We start from the raw sequence: 19810 nt of genomic DNA, 5'->3' as shown, positions 1-19810 counted from the left end.
ACGTTTATTGGAGGTGACTAAGTTGACGAAAGCACCAAAAGATACGCGTGTTGTTGTTGGAATGAGTGGAGGAGTAGACTCTTCAGTTGCTGCTCTTTTATTAAAACAACAAGGTTATGATGTAATTGGAATCTTTATGAAAAACTGGGATGATACGGATGAAAATGGCGTATGTACAGCAACAGAAGATTACAATGATGTCATTCGCGTATGTAATCAAATCGGTATACCATACTATGCAGTCAACTTTGAGAAACAATATTGGGATAAAGTATTTACGTATTTCCTTGATGAGTACAAAGCAGGTCGTACGCCAAATCCTGATGTTATGTGTAATAAAGAAATTAAATTTAAAGCATTTTTAGAACATGCGATGACGCTTGGAGCAGACTATTTAGCAACAGGTCACTATGCGCAAGTAGCGTATCGTGATGGTGAGTACAAAATGCTTCGCGGAGTAGACAATAACAAAGACCAAACGTATTTCTTAAACCAGCTTGGTCAAGAGCAGCTCTCAAAAGTGATGTTTCCACTTGGAGGAATCGAAAAATCCAAAGTGCGTGAGATTGCGAAAGAAGCGGGACTTGCGACAGCTACTAAGAAGGATAGCACGGGCATTTGTTTTATTGGAGAACGCAATTTCAAAGAGTTTTTAAGTCAGTACCTTCCAGCTCAGCCTGGTCTTATGCAAACGTTAGATGGTGAAGTAAAAGGAAATCATGATGGCCTGATGTATTATACAATCGGTCAACGTCACGGGCTTGGAATTGGTGGAAGCGGAGAGCCTTGGTTTGCTGTTGGTAAAGATTTAGAAAAGAATGTTCTTTATGTTGATCAAGGGTTTCATAATGAACTGTTATACTCAACGTCTATTACAGCAACTAATGTTGGCTGGGTAAGTGATCGTGAGTGGAACGAGCCGCTTTCTTGTACAGCTAAATTCCGTTATCGTCAAGAAGATAATGAAGTAACGGTTGAAAAGCTAGACGAAAATACGGTTAAAGTACTTTTTAAGAAACCAGTTCGTGCCGTAACGCCAGGACAAGCTGTTGTATTTTATAACGGTGAAGAGTGTCTAGGTGGAGCTACAATCGATAATGTGTATAAAGATGAAGAGCAGCTTTGGTACGTGTAATACGAATCCAAAGGCTTTTTAACGAAACCTCGGCTCTGTAGAGCGGGGGTTTTGTTATGATATACTACTAGTAATGGGATAAACTAATAAAAAACAACGGTGGAGTGAAATATGACAGATAAAAATCAATTAGGTATTCAATATATGCAAGATGGAAAATTTGAAGAAGCAGCAAAAACATTTTCAGAAGCAATTGAAGAAAATCCAAAAGATCCAGTTGTATACGTAAACTTCGGCAACCTTTTAGCCGCAGTTAGCGAAACGGATCGAGCACTAAAATTTTATGAACGGGCAATTGAAATTGATGAGGAAACAGCAACTGCTTATTATGGTGCTGGTAACGTGTACTTTAACCTTGAGCAATTAGAACAAGCGAAGCATTATTTTGATTTAGCTATTAAAAAGGGCTTAAATTCTTCAGATGCGCATTTTATGCTTGGCTTAACACTATTTCATTTAGAACAAACAACGTATGCTCTGCCTTATTTAAAACGAGCAGTAGAGCTCAATGAACACGATACAGAAGCCAGATTTCAGCTTGGACTTTGTTTAGCTCAACTGGAAATGGTAGATGAAGCGGTAGAAGAGTTACTTCGCGTTGTCCAAGAAGATGAAGAACATGCTGATGCTTACTACAATCTAGGCGTAGCTTATGCGATGAAAGATGATAAAGATAAAGCTATCTCAATGTTTGATCAAGCATTAGAAATCCAACCAGATCATCATCTAGCAGCAAATGGTAAAAATGTTCTTTCAATGATGGAACACTAAGAAGTGAATGTAAAAATGGGGGAATAGTATGAGTGAGGAAGTTCTAAACCCTTTACAACCCGAGGAAGAGAAAACGTACATAAAAGGCACGGCAATTGTCACGGTCTTTCATAACGAAGAAAACTTGTATAACGTAACAAGAATTAGAATAAAAGAAACAAATGTATCTATGGACGATAAAGAAGCGATTGTTACGGGTTATTTCCCTCGTTTAAATGAAGATGAGCTTTACACTTTTATTGGAAATTTTAAAGAACATCCGAAATTTGGCCTTCAGTTTCAAGTAGAGCAGTTTAAAAAAGAGCTTCCCCAGTCAAAGCAAGGGGTTATTCAGTACTTATCAAGTGATCTCTTTAATGGTATTGGTAAAAAAACGGCAGAAAATATTGTAGAAGCACTGGGTGAGCGTGCAATTTACCGAATGCTACAAGACCCTGCAGTATTAAAAAAGGTGCCTAGACTTTCTGCTGATAAAGCTGAAAAGCTAATTGCTCAGCTAAGAGAGCACCAGGGGTTAGAAGAAGTAATGGTTAAGCTGACAGATTTGGGTTTTGGTCCGCAGCTTTCTATGAAAATTTTCCAAGCTTATAAACAAGAAGCTCTAGAAGTGATTCAAACAAATCCTTATCAGCTTGTAGAAGATGTGCAAGGAATTGGCTTTAATCGAGCGGATGAATTAGGGAGAAAGCTCGGGTTAGCAACCAACCACCCTAATCGGCTTCGAGCTGGGATTTTATACGTTATTGAACATGAATGCAATCAAATGGGACACGTCTATGTGAAAGCAGAGCAGCTCTATCAGAAAACGGGAGAACTGTTACAAAAGAGTCGTCAAGAACCCCTCTCAGAAATGGATATTACACGCGAGATTGACGCATTAAAAGAAGAGAAAAAGATTATTATTGATGACGATAAAATGTACTTTCCACCGCTTTTTTATGCTGAAAAAGGAGTCGTTAAAGCAATTAGTAAGCTCATGGCCCAAACAGAGTACGCAGAGCAATTTCCCGAATCAGAGTTCCTTCTAGCTTTAGGGGAGTTAGAAGAACGTTTAGGCGTACAATATGCACCTTCGCAAAGGGAAGGGATTCAAAAAGCACTTTTATCCCCAATGCTTCTTCTTACAGGAGGCCCAGGGACGGGTAAAACAACAGTAATTAAAGGTATTGTAGAACTTTATGCAGAGCTTCATGGCTGTTCGTTAAATCCAGGCGATTATAAAAAAGACGAAGGGTTTCCCGTATTGCTTGTCGCTCCTACTGGACGAGCGGCTAAGCGTATGAGTGAGGCAACGGGCTTACCAGCGGTGACGATTCACAGGCTTCTAAAGTGGAATGGACAAGAAGGATTTGACCACAATGAAGAGAATCCAATCAATGGCAAGTTGTTGATTGTGGATGAGGTCTCCATGGTAGATCTATGGCTTGCTCACCAACTCTTTAAATCACTTCCAGCTAGCATCCAAGTAGTGCTTGTAGGAGATGAAGACCAATTGCCTTCAGTTGGTCCTGGCCAGGTACTGAAAGACTTATTACATTCTGAAGCCGTTCCTACCGTACGATTAACAGACGTGTATCGCCAAGAAGAAGGTTCATCTATCATTGATTTGGCCCATGAAATTAAAAAAGGACGTCTTCCATCCGATTTAACTAATCAACAAGGTGATCGTTCTTTTATTCGCTGTTACGGTGGGCAAATTACAGATGTCGTCAAACAAGTGTGTGGCAATGCTGTAAAAAAAGGCTATACGGCTAAAGATATTCAGGTGTTAGCTCCAATGTATAAAGGTCCAGCTGGTATTGATAAGATGAATGAAGTCCTTCAAGAGTTATTTAATCCGGCTTCTCATCAACGGAGAGAACTGAAGCATGGAGATGTAACCTATCGTGTAGGGGATAAGGTGCTTCAGCTTGTCAATCAACCGGATAGCAATGTTTTTAATGGGGATATGGGGGAGATTGTATCTGTTTTTTTTGCCAAAGAAAATACAGAGAAGCAGGATATGCTCGTTATTTCATTCGAAGGAAATGAAGTAACGTATACGAAACAAGACTTTAATCAGATTACGCATGCGTACTGCTGTTCTATTCATAAATCACAAGGAAGTGAGTTCCCCATTGTTGTGTTGCCTATTGTGAAAAGCTATTATCGAATGCTGAGACGAAACCTTCTCTATACAGCCGTCACCAGAAGCAAGCAGTTCTTAATCTTATGTGGCGAAGAAGAAGCGTTTCAAATTGGCGTAAATCGGAACGAAGATAGCGTTCGGCAAACCAATCTACAAGCTCTTCTCAAAGAGCAATTAGTTGATGAGTTAGAAGATCCTGAGGTTCCATTTATGAAAGATGCAAATATTGGTATGGAAAACCTTACGCCGTATGATTTTATGTAAGATATCGCAACCTACAAAAGAATTAAGCATTGTTTAATTCCCTCCTCCTACCCTGGTGTTTAGGTATGGACATGGTAAAAAGTGGACAGAATACGTTTTATAAACGAACGTATAAAAGAGGTGTTCACTTTGTTAAAGTGTCCAAACTGTAGAAGTATTGATGTTGGTAAAATTGGGGTTAATCAATATTATTGCTGGAATTGTTTTATTGAAATGACGATTTCAAAAGGACAAATTAATACCCACCAAGTAGAAGAGGATGGCACATTAAGCTCATTGGATGATCTATTTTCAGAGGATGAGCGTACGATGAACTTTTAACTCATTTAGGGGGGGCTTTGCGATGAATCGAATTATTCCGTCAGTAGTTGCTTTTGGTCTAGGGGCTTATGCGTTTAAAATGGCAGATGACCGAGATATGTTTACAAAGCGCAATATGAAAAAAATGCGCAAGCGTGTAATGAAAGCAATGCACTAAAATCATTGTTGGTCTCTTTACAAAAAAAGCTCTTGCTTAGCAAGGGTTTTTTTTATGTCAAAGGATATCTTAAAAACATCATGAATAAACTCTTTTCTTTGTTGAAAAATAAACATGAGGAGGAGTTTATTGTGAAAGAGGTACCGATTAAATGGTTTTATCGCTTGGGGATTTTTTTGCTGGCACTGCTTTGTATATTGCTTTTATTTAAAATAAAGTTTGTTTGGCTACCGTTTCTTGAGATGTTTTTTAAAGCAATGTTGCCTTTTTTTGTTGCTGCCTTTATTACATATTTACTTCATCCAATTATTGAGAAGACGCATGAAAGAGGTGTTCCGCGACCTCTTGCTATTTTACTCATTTACCTCATCTTTTTTGGTGGAATAGGTTATGGCATCTATAAAGGATTTCCTCTTTTCGTTATTCAGCTAAAAGAATTAAATGAACAGTTGCCCGAACTTACGGAGATGTATAAGGGGTGGGTGCATGAAATTCATGATCGTACTTCAACCCTGCCAAACGGAGTTCATGAGAAAATTGAACAAAGTATTGTCGATTTAGAGCAAACTGTTAACGCATGGTTATTACGAGTAATGGAGGGAGTTAAATCCATCGTTAATTCATTTTTAATTCTCATTATTATTCCATTTATTGTATTCTACCTGCTAAAAGACTTTGGGCTTGTTCGAAAAGCAGTCGCATATATTGTGCCAAAAAGATGGCATGAGGAAGGAAAGCATTTTCTACATGATGTAAATTTGTCATTAGGGAGCTATCTTAGAGGGCAGTTTTTTGTTTGTCTCATCATAGGTGCCATTGCCACGGCTGCATTTTGGTTTTTTAACGTACCGTACGCACTGTTGCTAGGAGTAATCATAGGCATTACGAATATCATTCCGTATTTTGGCCCAATTATTGGAGCAGTACCGGCCGCTATTCTCTCTATGACGGTCTCTGTTAAGCTTGTGCTAATTGTTGTCGTCATTATTTTTGTGCTTCAATTTTTAGAAGGCAATGTTTTATCTCCTCTAATTGTAGGGAAGAGCTTACATATTCATCCTCTTTTTATAATCTTAGCGCTTTTGCTTGGAGGAGAATTTGGAGGAGTATTTGGGTTAATTATTGCTGTTCCCATTTTAGCTGTTGTAAAAATTTCAATTCTACATGTGCGAGGGCATACTTTGAAACATTGACAAAGCAACCCGAATTTGTCATAATATCGCCATAGAAAACGTTACATAGTAAACAATACAATGATGGAACCAAGTAGGCTGTACACTGGTATATAAGAGAAGCACTTCCAAGGCTGAAAGAGGTGCAATACAAAGAATAGCTGAATAGCTAGTCCTGAGTGCAGGAAAAACCTGCCGTTTCAGCAGCGTTAATGCGATGAAGGTGATGAACATCCTTGTATGTTCATAATCAGGGTGGTACCGCGAGCTAAACTCTCGTCCCTGCTTTTTGGGATGAGAGTTTTTTTGTGCGCAAATTTCTAAAATTGCCTATTGTATTGTGCGTAATGAAGCAAGCTGCTTTTAGGTCATTCTGTTTTTGTCTATAAATAATGAAGAGTTCTAAAGGAGGAACCAATCATGAAAAAGTTAACATCTGCACAAGTGCGCCAAATGTACTTGGATTTCTTTAAAGAAAAAGGTCATGATGTAGAGCCAAGTGCTTCTCTTGTACCTCATGAAGACCCATCCCTTTTATGGATTAACAGTGGTGTTGCCACGCTAAAGAAATACTTTGACGGACGTGTCATTCCACAAAACCCACGTATTTGTAATGCTCAAAAATCAATTCGTACAAATGATATTGAAAATGTCGGTAAAACAGCGCGTCACCATACGTTCTTTGAAATGTTAGGTAACTTTTCAATCGGTGAATATTTTAAGGAAGAAGCAATCGACTGGGCTTGGGAATTCTTAACAAGTGATAAATGGATTGGCTTTGATTCTGAAAAACTATCGGTTACTATTCATCCAGAAGACGAAGAAGCATTTAAGCTTTGGAATGAAAAAATCGGTGTTCCAAAAGAGCGTATTATTCGTTTAGAGGGTAACTTCTGGGATATCGGTGAAGGACCAAGTGGACCAAATACAGAGATTTTCTATGACCGTGGTGAAGCTTATGGAAACGACTTAACAGATCCTGAGCTGTACCCTGGTGGAGAAAACGAACGCTATTTAGAAATCTGGAACTTAGTATTTTCTCAATTTAACCACAATCCAGACCATACCTACACACCGCTACCAAAGAAAAACATTGATACAGGAATGGGACTAGAGCGTATGGTATCTGTCATTCAAGATGTACCAACAAACTTTGATACAGATTTATTCATGCCAATTATTGAAGCAACTGAAAGTATCTCAGGTGCTAAGTACCGCACGGAAGATGAAAAGGACGTGGCATTTAAAGTAATTGCTGACCATATTCGTACGGTAACATTTGCCGTTGGAGACGGAGCTCTTCCATCAAATGAAGGCCGTGGATATGTACTGCGTCGTTTATTGCGTCGCGCTGTGCGCTATGCGAAGAAATTAGGCATCAATCGTCCGTTTATGTATGAGCTAGTACCCGTTGTAGGCGAGATTATGGTTGATTTCTATCCAGAAGTTAAAGATAAAACAGACTTTATTCAGCGTGTTGTGAAAAACGAGGAAGAGCGTTTCCATGAAACGTTAAATGAAGGTCTTGCTATCTTAGCAACGATGATTAAAAAAGCAAAAGACCAAAGCAGTAATATAATTTCTGGTGAAGATGTATTCCGCTTATATGATACGTATGGCTTCCCTGTAGAGTTAACGGAAGAATATGCAGAAGATGAAAAAATGAAAATAGACCATGCTGGTTTTGAAAAAGAAATGGCAGGTCAACGTGAACGCGCAAGAGCGGCTCGACAAGATTCTAACTCTATGCAAGTTCAAGGTGGCGTACTAGGCGAATTAACAGTTGAAAGTGAATTTGTCGGCTACGATAAAGATGAAGTGGAAACGTTCATCGAAGCCATTATTGTAAATGGCGAGCTTGTTGATAGAGTAACAGAAGGTCAAGAAGCACAGGTTATTTTAAAGCAAACTCCATTCTACGCTGAGAGCGGTGGACAGATTGCTGACCAAGGAGAAATTTCAAATGCGACAGCTGTGGCGGCTGTTAAAGATGTACAAAAGGCACCAAATGGCCAAAACGTACACACGGTAGAAGTAAGAAATGGTGAGCTTGTAAAGGGTGAAACATACACAGCAACAATTAGTGGGAAAAAGCGCGACGCAATTGTGAAAAACCATACGGCAACTCACCTCCTTCATCAAGCGTTAAAAGATACGTTAGGAACGCATGTTAACCAAGCTGGTTCATTAGTAACTCCAGGTCGCTTACGTTTTGACTTCTCTCATTTTGGCCAAGTAACAGCGGAAGAAATTGAAAAAATTGAGACGATTGTTAACGAAAAAATTTGGGAAAACATTGCGGTAAATATTGAAAATAAAGCTATTGACGAAGCAAAAGCAATGGGAGCAATGGCGCTGTTTGGTGAAAAATATGGTGATATCGTTCGAGTTGTTCAAGTTGGAAACTATAGCTTAGAACTTTGTGGTGGTTGCCACGTTGCGAACACGTCTGAAATTGGTCTATTTAAGATTGTGTCAGAATCAGGAATTGGAGCTGGAACACGTCGTATTGAAGCAGTAACTGGAAAAGCAGCTTACCAGTTGATGAATGACCAAGTAACATTGTTAAAAGAAGCAGCAGCAAAAGCGAAAGCAAATCCTCGCGATCTTGTTGGACGTGTAGAAGGTTTACTAGAAGAGATTCGCCAGCTTCAACGTGAAAATGAGTCATTAGCAACAAAATTAGGAAATATTGAAGCAGGAAACTTAATTGACCGTGTAAAAGACGTAAACGGTGTGAGTGTCCTAGCAGAAAAAGTAAACGCAACGGATATGAACAATCTTCGTTCAATGGTAGATGACTTAAAGCAAAAACTTGACTCAGCAGTTATTGTACTAGCAGCACCTCAAGGTGAAAAAGTAAACATCGTTGCGGGAGTGACAAAAGATTTAATTTCAAAAGGTCATCATGCAGGTAAGATTGTAAAAGAAGTGGCAACAATTTGTGGCGGCGGCGGCGGCGGGCGTCCAGATATGGCTCAAGCAGGCGGAAAAGACCCGAACCAAATTGAAAATGCATTGAAGATTGTAGAAGAATGGGTTAAATCCGTTTAATTCTCCGCTTTCTTGGTGTACAATAGAAGTAAGACTTAACATGATTCATAATGTGCTCACAAATTAAACGAGTGAGGTGGGAAAATGAGTTCATTTGATAAAACAATGCAATTCAATTTTCAAGATGAGCCAGCTGAAACAAGCGTCCATGAGGTTTTATTTACGGTTTATGACGCATTGAAAGAAAAAGGATATAACCCGATTAACCAAATCGTTGGATATTTGCTATCAGGCGATCCTGCTTACATTCCTCGTCATAATGATGCGCGAAATACAATTCGCCAATTAGAGAGAGACGAGCTCATTGAAGAACTTGTGAAATCTTATTTACAACAGCATCGAAAGGATTCATAAATGCGCGTATTAGGATTAGATGTTGGTACGAAAACGATTGGCGTAGCTGTAAGCGATGAAATGGGCTGGACAGCTCAAGGAATTGAGACTATTAAAATTGCTGATGAGCAAATGAAGGAGTCTTATCCTCGATTACAGCAGTTAATTGATGAATATTCAGTTGAGAAAGTCATTGTTGGACTACCCAAAAATATGAATGGAACAATCGGTCCTCGCGGTGAAGCTTGTCTTCAATTTGCGGAGGAACTAACGAAGAATCTAGACATTGAAACGATGATGTGGGATGAGCGTTTATCGACAATGGCTGCAGAGCGTGTGCTACTTTCAGCGGATGTTAGTCGTAAAAAGCGTAAAAAAGTCATCGATAAGATGGCAGCTGTTATGATTCTTCAAGGATATTTAGACAGCAAACAATAAGGTTGATTGTTGCTTAGCTTCTGCACGGTTATACTCGATTATAAGAGTCTAATTTGATAAGAAGCTAGGGCTTTCAACTTGTCATAAAATCGCTAGTAACTAGCCGGAAAATGAGGTGTCAAACATGACAGAAGAAGGAAAAATTACAATCGTAGACGAAAGTGGTAACGAACAATTATGTGAGATTCTTTTCACATTTGATTCTGAAGAATATGGTAAATCTTATGTGATTTATTATCCGATTGGTGCAGATGAAAACGACGATGAAGAAATTGAAATTCATGCGTCTGCCTTTACACCAAGCGAAAATGGTGAAGATGGTGAGCTTCAACCAATCGAAACAGAAGAAGAGTGGGATATGGTTGAGGAAATGGTTAATACGTTCCTTGACGAAGAAGAAGGCGAATAAAAAAGTTGGTGGCGAGAGCCACCAACTTTTTTTATGGTTTTCTTTCAAATAATTTACATCTTTACTGTCTATCCTAATGAGGATATGTCTTTTCACTTGCTTTTATAGGCGATCTTGTATGATAATGACGAAAAATGAGATAAATTGTAGTATAATAGTGCGTGCGTATGAGAGGAGGATGCAACTTGTCGCACCAGTCTTTTTTAACCCCTAAAAATAATAAACGAAAAAAAATTATGATTGTGACAATAATTCTTTTAGCTGTACTTATTGGTGGAGGCTTTTTTTATGCCCAATCATTTGTACAACCCGTTGATAAAAACAGTAGTAAACAAGTAAACATAACGATTCCACAAGGTTCTTCAGTACGCTCGATTGGAACGTTGTTAAAAGAAGAAAAGCTAATTAAAAGTGAAAGTGCTTTTCGATACTATATTAAAGCTTCTAGCGTATCAGGTTTTCAGGCTGGAACATACACTTTCTCTCCTTCCATGAGCTTAAGTGAGATGGTAGATATGATGGAAACGGGAGATGTATCAAAGAATCCCGATGTTCGCTTAGCGATTCCAGAAGGGCGTCAACTTGACGAGATAGCTACTATCATTGCAAATAGAACGAAGTATACAGAAGCAGAAGTAATGGATACTCTAGACAATCCTGCTTTTATTGAGAAGATGAAGAAGAAATATCCGGACCTTGTGACGGATGAAGTGCTTAATAAGGATATCAGGCATCCTTTAGAAGGGTACTTGTATCCTGCTACTTACGATTACTATGATTCAAATATTTCGCTTGAAGTTATTTTAGACGAGATGATTGGCAAAACAAATGGTGTTTTAGCTCAATATCAAAAAGAAATGAAGAGCAAAAAATATACTGCTCATCAACTTTTAACAATGGCGTCTTTGATTGAAGAAGAAGCAACGAAACAGGTTGATCGCGAGAAAATTGCAAGCGTGTTTTACAATCGTATTGAAGAGGATATGCCATTACAGACGGATCCAACGGTGTTATATGCTTTAGGTGAACATCGTGAGCGCGTCTACTATAAAGATTTAGAAGTGGACTCACCTTACAATACGTACAGAGAGAAAGGACTTACACCAGGACCAATTGCTAACTCTGGTTTAATGTCCATTAAAGCAGCTTTGGAGCCCGCTGATACAGATTACCTTTATTTCTTAGCGAATAAAGATGGAGAAGTCATCTTTACTAAAACACTCGATGAACATAACCAGGAAAAAGCGACTCATATCACAGGTCCTCGGGAAGAAGATAAGGAATAAAAGTAATAATATACGTTAATTATGTGTTTAAAACCCCCTCTATTTTAAAAAGCAGAGGGGGTTTTAGTTATAAATTTGTATGGATAGCTCTAATAATCGATTCGACTTTTGGCATCTGCTCTACTTTTATGTTAAAATATATCGGGTTTACGTTCAGAAAAAAACCACTTATAATAGACTAGTTGTATATTTTTATTGCGGTATATTTTGTACGTTAGTACATGGTAATTAAGGCTTTTTTAAAGCTTTAGTCACGTTTATTTAGTAAATCAAACTATATATAACCGCTTTTGACTAACGTCAAACATACTTCTTTGAACGGAGGAAGTGTTTTGCTTTTACAAAATGTTGAACAATATGTAGAAAACCTTATTCCTAAGCGTACAGAGCTTGTTGAAGAGATGGAGAACTATGCAAAAGAGCACGTGGTACCAATTATGGAACTTATCGGAATCGAAACATTGCTTCAAATTCTTCGCCTTCATCAGCCAGCACATATATTAGAAATTGGGACAGCCATCGGCTATTCTGCTATTCGTATGGCTGAAGCATTGCCAAATGCTAAAATCGTTACGGTAGAACGTAATGAAGATCGTTATAAACAAGCTCAATTATTCATTAATCGAGCTGAAAAGAAAGAACAGATTAAAACCTTGTTTGGAGATGCTTTAGAACTTCAAGCAGACATTGAAAAAAATGGCCCTTACGATGCCGTGTTTATTGATGCTGCCAAAGGACAATATCAGCGATTCTTTGAGCATTATGCACCACTCTTAAATAAAAAAGGTATTATTATTTCAGATAATATTTTATTCAAGGGGCATGTAGCAACAGATTTATCGCAGATTGAAACGCGTCGTAAGCGAAGTTTAATTAAAAAAATTGATGCATACAACGTATGGCTAATGGAACATCCAGATTTCCAAACCACAATTTTACCAATTGGGGATGGAATTGCAATTAGTATAAAAAGAGGTGACTGACAATGAAAAAACCTGAATTATTAGTAACACCAACTGCTGTTTCAGATATTAAACCATTAATAGAAGCAGGTGCAAACGCATTTGTAATTGGTGAACAGCGATACGGGTTAAGACTTGCAGGAGACTTTAAGCGTGAGGATATTGTAGAGGCAGTTAATGTTGCACACGCTCATCATGCAAAAGTTTATGTAGCTATGAATGCATTATTTCACAACGATAAAGTAGCTGAGTTAGATGAATATATCTTATTTTTACAAGAAGCAGGCGTAGATGCGATTGTCTTTGGGGATCCGGCAGTATTGATGGCTGCTCGTGCAGTTGCGCCGAAAATGAAGCTTCACTGGAATACAGAGACGACGGCAACTAACTGGTATACATGTAATTATTGGGGGCGAAAAGGTGCTAAGCGTGCAGTATTAGCTCGCGAGCTAAGTATGGACAGCATTATTGATATTAAAGAACATGCAGAAGTAGAAGTGGAAGTACAGGTCCACGGAATGACATGTATGTTCCAATCGAAGCGCTCTTTATTAGGTAATTATTTTGAATATCAAGGTAAGGTTATGGAAGTTGGAAATCGTAAGCTTGAAAAAGACATGTTCTTATTCGACAAAGAGCGTGATAACAAGTATCCAATTTACGAAGATGAGAACGGTACACATATCATGAGTCCAAACGATATTTGTATTATCGACGAGCTTGCAGAAATGATTGATGCGGAAGTCGATGTCTTTAAAATTGACGGCGTGTTAAAAAGCTCAGAATACATTATTGAGGTAACGAAAAAGTATCGCAAAGCTATTGATTTATGTGTAGAGAATCGTGAAGAGTATGAAAATCTAAAAGATGAGTTACTAGAAGAAATTGAAGGAATGCAACCAGCAAATCGTCCTCTTGATACAGGGTTCTTCTTTAAAGAAACTGTTTACTAAGCATCATGAGAACGGAAAAATCGAAAAAGTAGACAATTAGGAGGTACTAACTATGGCTGTACAAATCGATACGGTTGTTAATGGGAAGCGTGTTATTACGAAAAAGCCCGAGTTGTTAGCTCCAGCAGGCAATCTTGAAAAGTTAAAAGTAGCAGTACATTATGGTGCTGATGCGGTCTTTATCGGTGGAAAAGAGTTCGGTCTTCGCTCAAATGCAGGCAACTTTTCATTAGAAGAAATGGCTGAGGGAGTAGAATTTGCCAAAAAATACGGAGCACGTATTTATGTAACAACAAATATCTTTGCTCATAATGAAAACATGGATGGCTTAGATGAATATTTAATGGGATTACAAGCTGCTGGCGTAGCTGGAATTATCGTAGCTGACCCGTTAATCATTGAAACATGCCGTAAGGTTGCGCCAAAGCTAGAAGTTCACTTAAGCACTCAGCAGTCGCTTTCAAACTGGCGTGCTGTTCAGTTCTGGAAAGAGGAAGGTTTAGAGCGTGTTGTATTAGCACGCGAAACTGGGGCTGATGAGATACGTGAAATGAAAGAAAAAGTAGATATTGAAATTGAAACATTTATCCACGGAGCTATGTGTATTGCTTACTCTGGTCGATGTACGTTGAGTAATCATATGACGGCTCGTGATTCAAATCGTGGTGGTTGCTGTCAGTCATGTCGTTGGGACTACGACTTATTCAAGTTAGAAGGCGAAGCAACAGAAGTTCCTTTATTCAATGAGTCAGATAGTCCGTTTGCAATGAGTCCAAAAGATTTAAATTTAATTCAGTCAATTCCAAAAATGATTGAGCTTGGTATCGACAGCTTAAAAATTGAAGGCCGTATGAAGTCAATCCACTATATTGCAACAGTTGTAAGTGTCTACCGCAAAGTTATTGATGCTTATTGCGCAGACCCAGAAAACTTTGTAATTCAAAAAGAGTGGTTAGATGAGCTTGATAAATGTGCTAATCGTGATACTGCGCCTGCTTTCTTTGAAGGTGTACCAGGCGTAGATGAGCAAATGTTTGGTATTCATGGTAAGAAAACAACATTTGATTTTGCTGGACTAGTGTTAGACTATGATGAAGAAACAAGCATGGTAACACTCCAACAACGAAACCACTTTAAGCCTGGAGACGAAGTGGAATTCTTTGGCCCAGGAATTGAAAACTTTACACAAGTAGTCGGCACAATTTGGGATGAAAAAGGAAATGAGCTAGACGCTGCTCGTCATCCGTTACAAATTGTAACGTTTAAGGTAGACAAACCATTGTCTTCTTACAACATGATGCGGAAGGGGATGTAATAAGAAAATGGGGAAAAAGCCCGTTGTAATCGGTATTGCTGGTGGATCTGGCTCTGGAAAAACAACTGTTACAAAAGCAATTTATGAATATTTTAAAGGTCATTCAATTATGCTTCTGGAGCAAGACTATTATTATAAAGACCAAAGTAACCTGCCATTTGAACAGCGTTTACAGACGAATTATGATCACCCTTTAGCATTTGATAATGACCTTTTAATTGAGCACTTGCAGAAATTATTAAATTATGAGAGCATTGAAAAACCTGTATATGATTATACTATTCATACTCGCTCTCAAGAAGTTATTGTAGAAGAGCCAAAGGACGTTATTATCTTAGAGGGGATTTTAGTGCTCGAGGACAAACGTCTGCGTAACTTAATGGATATTAAGCTGTATGTTGATACAGATGCTGATTTACGTATTATCCGCCGAATGTTACGAGATATTAAAGAGCGTGAGCGTACGCTAGAATCCGTAGTCGATCAATATATTTCAGTGGTACGTCCAATGCATAATCAGTTTATTGAACCAACTAAGCGATATGCTGATATTATTATCCCAGAAGGCGGACAAAACCACGTAGCAATTGATTTAATGGTAACGAAAATCCAAACAATTCTTGAACAAAATGCGATTTTATAATAACATAGCATAGATACAGGGATTTTTTTGAAAATAAAATCGTCATATTCTATAAAAAAGGTCTTGACATATAGTAGAGAAACGAGCAGCTTCTAATTTGAAGCTGTCATTTCTCTATTCACTGAGATTTTAGAATATGAAACCTTTTAGTACATACAGAAAACACTGTATAAGGCACTAATGTATTTCGATTTTATAAAGGAGTGAAGGGTTATGGCACAAGAAAAAGTGTTTCCAATGACGGAAGAAGGAAAGCTAAAATTAGAACAAGAATTAGAATATCTGAAGACGGTAAAGCGTAAAGAAGTAGTAGAGCGTATTAAGATTGCTCGTAGTTTTGGTGACTTATCAGAGAACTCTGAGTACGATTCAGCAAAGGATGAGCAAGCTTTCGTTGAAGGGCGTATTACAACGCTTGAAAATATGATTCGCAATGCAAAAATTATTGAAGAAGATGTAGAGAATTCTTCAATTGTATCTTTAGGAAAATCTGTTACGTTTGTTGAACTACCAGACGGAGACGAGGAAACGTATACAATTGTAGGTAGTGCGGAAGCTGATCCATTTGAAGGCAAAATTTCAAATGACTCTCCAATTGCTAAAAGCCTAATAGGCAAGCAGGTTGGAGATGAAGTAACAGTTCAAACTCCAGGCGGAGAAATGGCTGTTAAAATTGTTACTGTAAAGTAAATATAAGTCAATTAGCTTGTTAAAAGGAAGCGCCAACGAATAGTTTCGTTGATGCTTCCTTTTTTTCTACTTCTATAAAAAATTTTAATTCTGAATTTTATCTGTTGTGTTTGTTTGAAAAAAAGATACATCGGCGACAATGGTACAGAGTGAGGTGTATCGACATTGAGAGTAGTTCGAAAACGAATGCAATCGATTTTGATTATTATTATGTTGTTAATTTTTTTACTTATTGGCAGACTCGTTCAAATACAGCTTATTAGTACAGAATCATTTTCAAATCATAATGTTAATTTAATTGAAGAAAGCGTTCATCAGCGCACACAAGAGATGGTAGTAGACGATGGAAGAGGGAAATTTATAGACCGCAACGGTCAATCGCTTACATCCGTTACGAATAATCGTCTTGTGCTGTTTCCGTTTTTAAATGAAATGAAATGGCCTATGCAGCAGGTTTCTACTATTACGGGAATCTCGACAGTAGAGATGGTTACAAAGCTAAAAGATACGAGGTCTCCCGTAGCTGTTGGAGATCATTTAACTATTGATCAGTTAAAGCAAGTAAATGAATTAAAGATACCTGGAGTTTTTGGTGTTCCATTAAAGGATAACCGTCCTATACCTATTGCTGAGCATGTAATTGGTTTAGTGAGACAAAGTCAGGAGAAAATCGTAGCACAGTATGAAGATAAATTGAAAAGTGGGGAATTAAAAACAAATACGCCGATTGGCATTACAGGTATGCAAAAGACATTTGACGAATTTCTTCTACCACAGCAAGAGTCGAAGTTGTTATATCACGTGGACCGGTTTGGGGGCCCCATGTTTGGAATTGATGTTAAGTATACGGGGGATGCTAATCCTTTTTATCCAGTAAATGTGAAAACGACGTTGGATTTGACAATTCAAGAAAAGGTAGAAGAGTTATTAGAACAATATAACTTAAAAGAAGGCGGAGTAGTACTATTAGATATTGAAAAGAGTAACATCCTAGCCATGGCTAGTAGACCTAATATCAATCAAACTCACCCGTATGAAGAAAAAGCAAAAGGGTTATATAATCGCATGCTAATTCCACAAGTCCCTGGATCAGTGTTTAAAACCGTCACGGCAGCTGCTGCAGTAGAAGAAGGGATTCTTGCTCCGAATATGACGTTTAATTGTAATCAAAGCATCTATGACCAACCGTTAGAGGATGGTCATCAAAAAGGGATGTTATCCTTTGAAGAGAGCTTTGCTCAAAGCTGTAACAAAACATTTGCACAGCTAGCTAAGCAGATGAGTGAAAAAAACCCTGATTCATTGGACCAATATGCTCAAAAATTAGGTCTGACGGAACCTGTGGGATGGAGCGGAGATGTGTTTCACTTTGACCATTTTACACAGCTTCAAGAGGGAAAAGGAACAGTATGGCAGAAAGATACCAATAAACATGTTCCTAATGCCATTTCTCAAACCGCAATCGGTCAGTTAGACGTGAAGCTTACTCCTTTAGCAGTTGCTAATATGATGGCTACGATTGCTAGAGGTGGAGAAAAGCGACAAGTAAAGATAGTCGATGAAATTCAATATAAAAACAAAGCTTCGCTTTATACGTTTAAAAACAAAAAGTTACCTGGCGAAAATATAGAAAAGCAAACAGTTAGGGAACTTCAACAGTTACTAAGTCAAGTTGTTCAAAGTGATGATGGCACGGGGAGGCGTTTTCGAGATCTTCCTTACTCAGTAGCAGGAAAATCTGGTACTGCTGAAATTGATGTAAAGAACGAAATCGTCAATAAGTGGTTTGCTGGATACTTTCCTGCCGACAAGCCTAAGTATGCGTTAGTAGTCGTGGATTTGAATACAAAAAGTACAATATCATCTACAAATCAAGTTTTTTATGATATTGTTAAAGAAATGTATGATTTAAATCATCAATAACTAAAAGCCATGTAAAAAATATTACAAAAATGCTTCAAATGAAGGTATGTGCTTCATGAATTTCCAAACACATGGTAAAATAGAACATTATAAAAGTTGGAGGAAGTTGTAGCAATGAATAACAATCGTTCTTCAAGACATCAAAACAAAGAAAAAAAGGTTAACCGATTATATAATGTGTTAATTGCCGTAGTTGCGGTATTGATTGTCTTTATCGGTGGCTCACTTATTCTTGGAGGAGGATCAGATGAGACATCTCCAGAACAGAATAATGAGCAAACGCCAAAGTCCGAAAATAATAATGATACGGAGCAAAATACTCCTGAAGAAAACACGGAGGAACCTGCAGCTGATGAAGAAGCGGATGAAAATGCAACGGATGATGAAGCAACAGAGCAAGAGGAATCTTCTGATGTAGAAGTGGAAGAAAATCCTGAGCCAGGTGTTGAAAGCCGTACAGTAGATCCATCTTGGGAACCTGTAGGTACAGAGCAAGGTGAAAAGCCAGCAGCTACGTATAAAAAAGGTTCAACTGACTGGAATGAAATGCTTGCAGCCGTTGGTGCTGGAGTAGGTGTTAATCCAAGCGATATGACAGTATGGCGTTTAGGTAATAATGGTGCTCCTGAAAAAGCAGTGGCAACAATTAGCCCTAAAGGTGAAGGTTCAGTAAAATATCGAGTGGAGATTGAATGGGTAGAAAACGAAGGTTGGAAACCAACTGTCGTTGAAAAATTATCTTAACAAAAAAGCGGCGCTTTTATTAGCGCTGCTTTTTTAATTTGAAATGAACAACAGCAGAGTAGAGCTTTTTACCTTTGTCATAGTCCACTGCCATTTGATGTGACACACTTTTTACTTCTAACAAGATAGCTTTATTTTGTTCAATTTTGTTGCTAATTTGCTTTTCTAAATCCTTTAAATCATGTGATTCAAAAAACTCAATCTTATCCTCAATCATATCAAACTGAAAGTTCATAGTTATTCTTTCCTTTCTGCATCCCATATTTACCAAGCTTTATTTTAACAAGAATTCTTGCCGAAATAAATTTATTATGATACTTTAAGAACAATTAAACTTTTAAATCATACTATATCTATAAGAATTATAAGGAAAAGAAAAATGACCTTTTAAATAACAGCAACTTTTTATTGTACAAAAATAACTTGGATAGTAACAAATTTAAACATGAGGGTGAGATAGATGGGAAGAGAGTTTTTAAACATCTTTGAAAAATGGGCAGAAAACTATGATTCGACTGTTGAAGGGCATGATCAAGAATATCAAGAAGTTTTTCGAAACTATGAAGAGATTTTACAAGCAGTTGCAAATCGTTCATCAGGAAGCGTAATTGAATTCGGTGTTGGAACCGGGAACTTAACGAAAAAACTGCTGGAAAACAATTTAACCGTAACAGGAATTGAGCCTTCAAATTCAATGCGAAAGCTTGCGGCAGGAAAGCTAGGTGAACTAGCTACTTTATCTGACGGCGATTTCTTAGCGTTTCCTGCTCCAAAAGAGCAGGTTGATACAATTGTTAGTACTTATGCTTTTCATCACTTAACAGATAAAGAAAAAGAGCTTGCGATTAGAAACTATAGCAACCTTCTACAAACAGATGGTAAAATAGTGTTTGCTGACACGATGTTTGAAACAAACGAAGCGTTTCAAGAGACGATTGAATATGCTAAGCAACATAAATTCTTTAACTTAGCGGAAGACTTACAAAGAGAATATTATACAACGATCCCTGTCTTAAAAAATCTTTTTGAGCAAAATGGGTTTGAAGCAACTTTTGAACGTTTCAATCATTTCGTTTGGATTGTGGAGGCAACGAAACAATAACAGAAAGAGG

The 19810-nt window shown here is 37.9% G+C and carries 20 protein-coding genes and 1 other annotated feature; of the genes, 19 read left to right on the top strand and 1 reads right to left on the bottom strand.

Going from position 1 to position 19810, the window contains the following annotated elements:
- The first annotated feature begins 22 nt into the window (after positions 1-22).
- The 18 genes from mnmA (at position 23) to NIZ91_17735 (ending at position 18698) form a co-directional block, all read left to right on the top strand.
- Entirely contained in the window at positions 23-1135 is a 1113-nt protein-coding gene (gene mnmA / locus NIZ91_17820) for a tRNA 2-thiouridine(34) synthase MnmA (GenBank protein USY54574.1), read from the top strand.
- Positions 1136-1246: 111 nt separating this feature from the next.
- The gene (locus NIZ91_17815; GenBank protein ID USY54573.1) at positions 1247-1906 is read left to right on the top strand and encodes a tetratricopeptide repeat protein; all 660 of its coding nucleotides are present in this window, start codon (positions 1247-1249) and stop codon (positions 1904-1906) included.
- Positions 1907-1934: 28 nt separating this feature from the next.
- A complete protein-coding gene (locus NIZ91_17810; GenBank protein USY54572.1) occupies positions 1935-4298 on the top strand; it encodes an ATP-dependent RecD-like DNA helicase in 2364 nt (787 codons plus the stop codon).
- A gap of 129 nt (positions 4299-4427) precedes the next feature.
- Complete coding sequence (locus NIZ91_17805) at positions 4428-4619, top strand: hypothetical protein (GenBank protein ID USY54571.1); 192 nt, start codon at positions 4428-4430, stop codon at positions 4617-4619.
- A gap of 22 nt (positions 4620-4641) precedes the next feature.
- Complete coding sequence (locus tag NIZ91_17800) at positions 4642-4776, top strand: YrzQ family protein (GenBank protein ID USY54570.1); 135 nt, start codon at positions 4642-4644, stop codon at positions 4774-4776.
- Positions 4777-4907: 131 nt separating this feature from the next.
- Complete coding sequence (locus tag NIZ91_17795) at positions 4908-5969, top strand: AI-2E family transporter (GenBank protein USY54569.1); 1062 nt, start codon at positions 4908-4910, stop codon at positions 5967-5969.
- A gap of 51 nt (positions 5970-6020) precedes the next feature.
- Positions 6021-6235 (top strand) — a binding site (T-box leader).
- 133 nt (positions 6236-6368) lie between these two features.
- On the top strand, positions 6369-9002 hold the full coding sequence (alaS, locus tag NIZ91_17790; protein USY54568.1) for an alanine--tRNA ligase: 2634 nt from the start codon (positions 6369-6371) through the stop codon (positions 9000-9002).
- 84 nt (positions 9003-9086) lie between these two features.
- The gene (locus tag NIZ91_17785) at positions 9087-9356 is read left to right on the top strand and encodes an IreB family regulatory phosphoprotein (GenBank protein ID USY54567.1); all 270 of its coding nucleotides are present in this window, start codon (positions 9087-9089) and stop codon (positions 9354-9356) included.
- Positions 9357-9773, top strand: coding sequence for a Holliday junction resolvase RuvX (gene ruvX, locus NIZ91_17780; protein ID USY54566.1), 417 nt, complete (start codon positions 9357-9359; stop codon positions 9771-9773). It begins immediately after the preceding gene.
- A 124-nt stretch (positions 9774-9897) separates the two neighbouring features.
- The gene (locus tag NIZ91_17775) at positions 9898-10182 is read left to right on the top strand and encodes a DUF1292 domain-containing protein (GenBank protein ID USY54565.1); all 285 of its coding nucleotides are present in this window, start codon (positions 9898-9900) and stop codon (positions 10180-10182) included.
- A gap of 185 nt (positions 10183-10367) precedes the next feature.
- Positions 10368-11468, top strand: a complete 1101-nt coding sequence (mltG, locus tag NIZ91_17770) for an endolytic transglycosylase MltG (protein USY54564.1) — start codon at positions 10368-10370, stop codon at positions 11466-11468.
- A gap of 332 nt (positions 11469-11800) precedes the next feature.
- A complete protein-coding gene (locus NIZ91_17765; protein USY54563.1) occupies positions 11801-12451 on the top strand; it encodes an O-methyltransferase in 651 nt (216 codons plus the stop codon).
- A 2-nt stretch (positions 12452-12453) separates the two neighbouring features.
- The gene (locus NIZ91_17760; protein USY54562.1) at positions 12454-13383 is read left to right on the top strand and encodes a U32 family peptidase; all 930 of its coding nucleotides are present in this window, start codon (positions 12454-12456) and stop codon (positions 13381-13383) included.
- A gap of 52 nt (positions 13384-13435) precedes the next feature.
- Positions 13436-14698, top strand: coding sequence for a U32 family peptidase (locus tag NIZ91_17755; GenBank protein ID USY54561.1), 1263 nt, complete (start codon positions 13436-13438; stop codon positions 14696-14698).
- Positions 14699-14705: 7 nt separating this feature from the next.
- A complete protein-coding gene (gene udk, locus NIZ91_17750) occupies positions 14706-15341 on the top strand; it encodes a uridine kinase (protein USY54560.1) in 636 nt (211 codons plus the stop codon).
- Positions 15342-15554: 213 nt separating this feature from the next.
- Positions 15555-16031: a transcription elongation factor GreA gene (greA, locus tag NIZ91_17745; GenBank protein ID USY54559.1), complete on the top strand. Its 477-nt coding sequence runs from the start codon at positions 15555-15557 to the stop codon at positions 16029-16031.
- A gap of 165 nt (positions 16032-16196) precedes the next feature.
- Positions 16197-17954 (top strand): penicillin-binding protein 2, encoded by a 1758-nt coding sequence (locus NIZ91_17740; protein ID USY54558.1) that lies wholly within the window; start codon positions 16197-16199, stop codon positions 17952-17954.
- A gap of 114 nt (positions 17955-18068) precedes the next feature.
- The gene (locus tag NIZ91_17735; GenBank protein USY54557.1) at positions 18069-18698 is read left to right on the top strand and encodes a YrrS family protein; all 630 of its coding nucleotides are present in this window, start codon (positions 18069-18071) and stop codon (positions 18696-18698) included.
- 19 nt (positions 18699-18717) lie between these two features.
- On the opposite strand, the gene NIZ91_17730 is transcribed toward NIZ91_17735, so the two are convergent.
- The gene (locus tag NIZ91_17730; GenBank protein ID USY54556.1) at positions 18718-18933 is read right to left on the bottom strand and encodes a YrzA family protein; all 216 of its coding nucleotides are present in this window, start codon (positions 18931-18933) and stop codon (positions 18718-18720) included.
- A 225-nt stretch (positions 18934-19158) separates the two neighbouring features.
- On the opposite strand from NIZ91_17730, the gene NIZ91_17725 reads away from it, so the two are divergent.
- The gene (locus tag NIZ91_17725) at positions 19159-19800 is read left to right on the top strand and encodes a class I SAM-dependent methyltransferase (protein USY54555.1); all 642 of its coding nucleotides are present in this window, start codon (positions 19159-19161) and stop codon (positions 19798-19800) included.
- The last annotated feature ends 10 nt before the right edge of the window (positions 19801-19810 follow it).

Origin of the sequence: Bacillus sp. 1780r2a1 (assembly GCA_024134725.1) — a bacterium.
GTDB classification, from domain to species: Bacteria; Bacillota; Bacilli; order Bacillales; family Bacillaceae_H; genus Priestia; species Priestia aryabhattai_A.
Note: the sequence above shows the minus strand (reverse complement) of the source record. Positions and strands in the feature narration are given on the sequence as shown.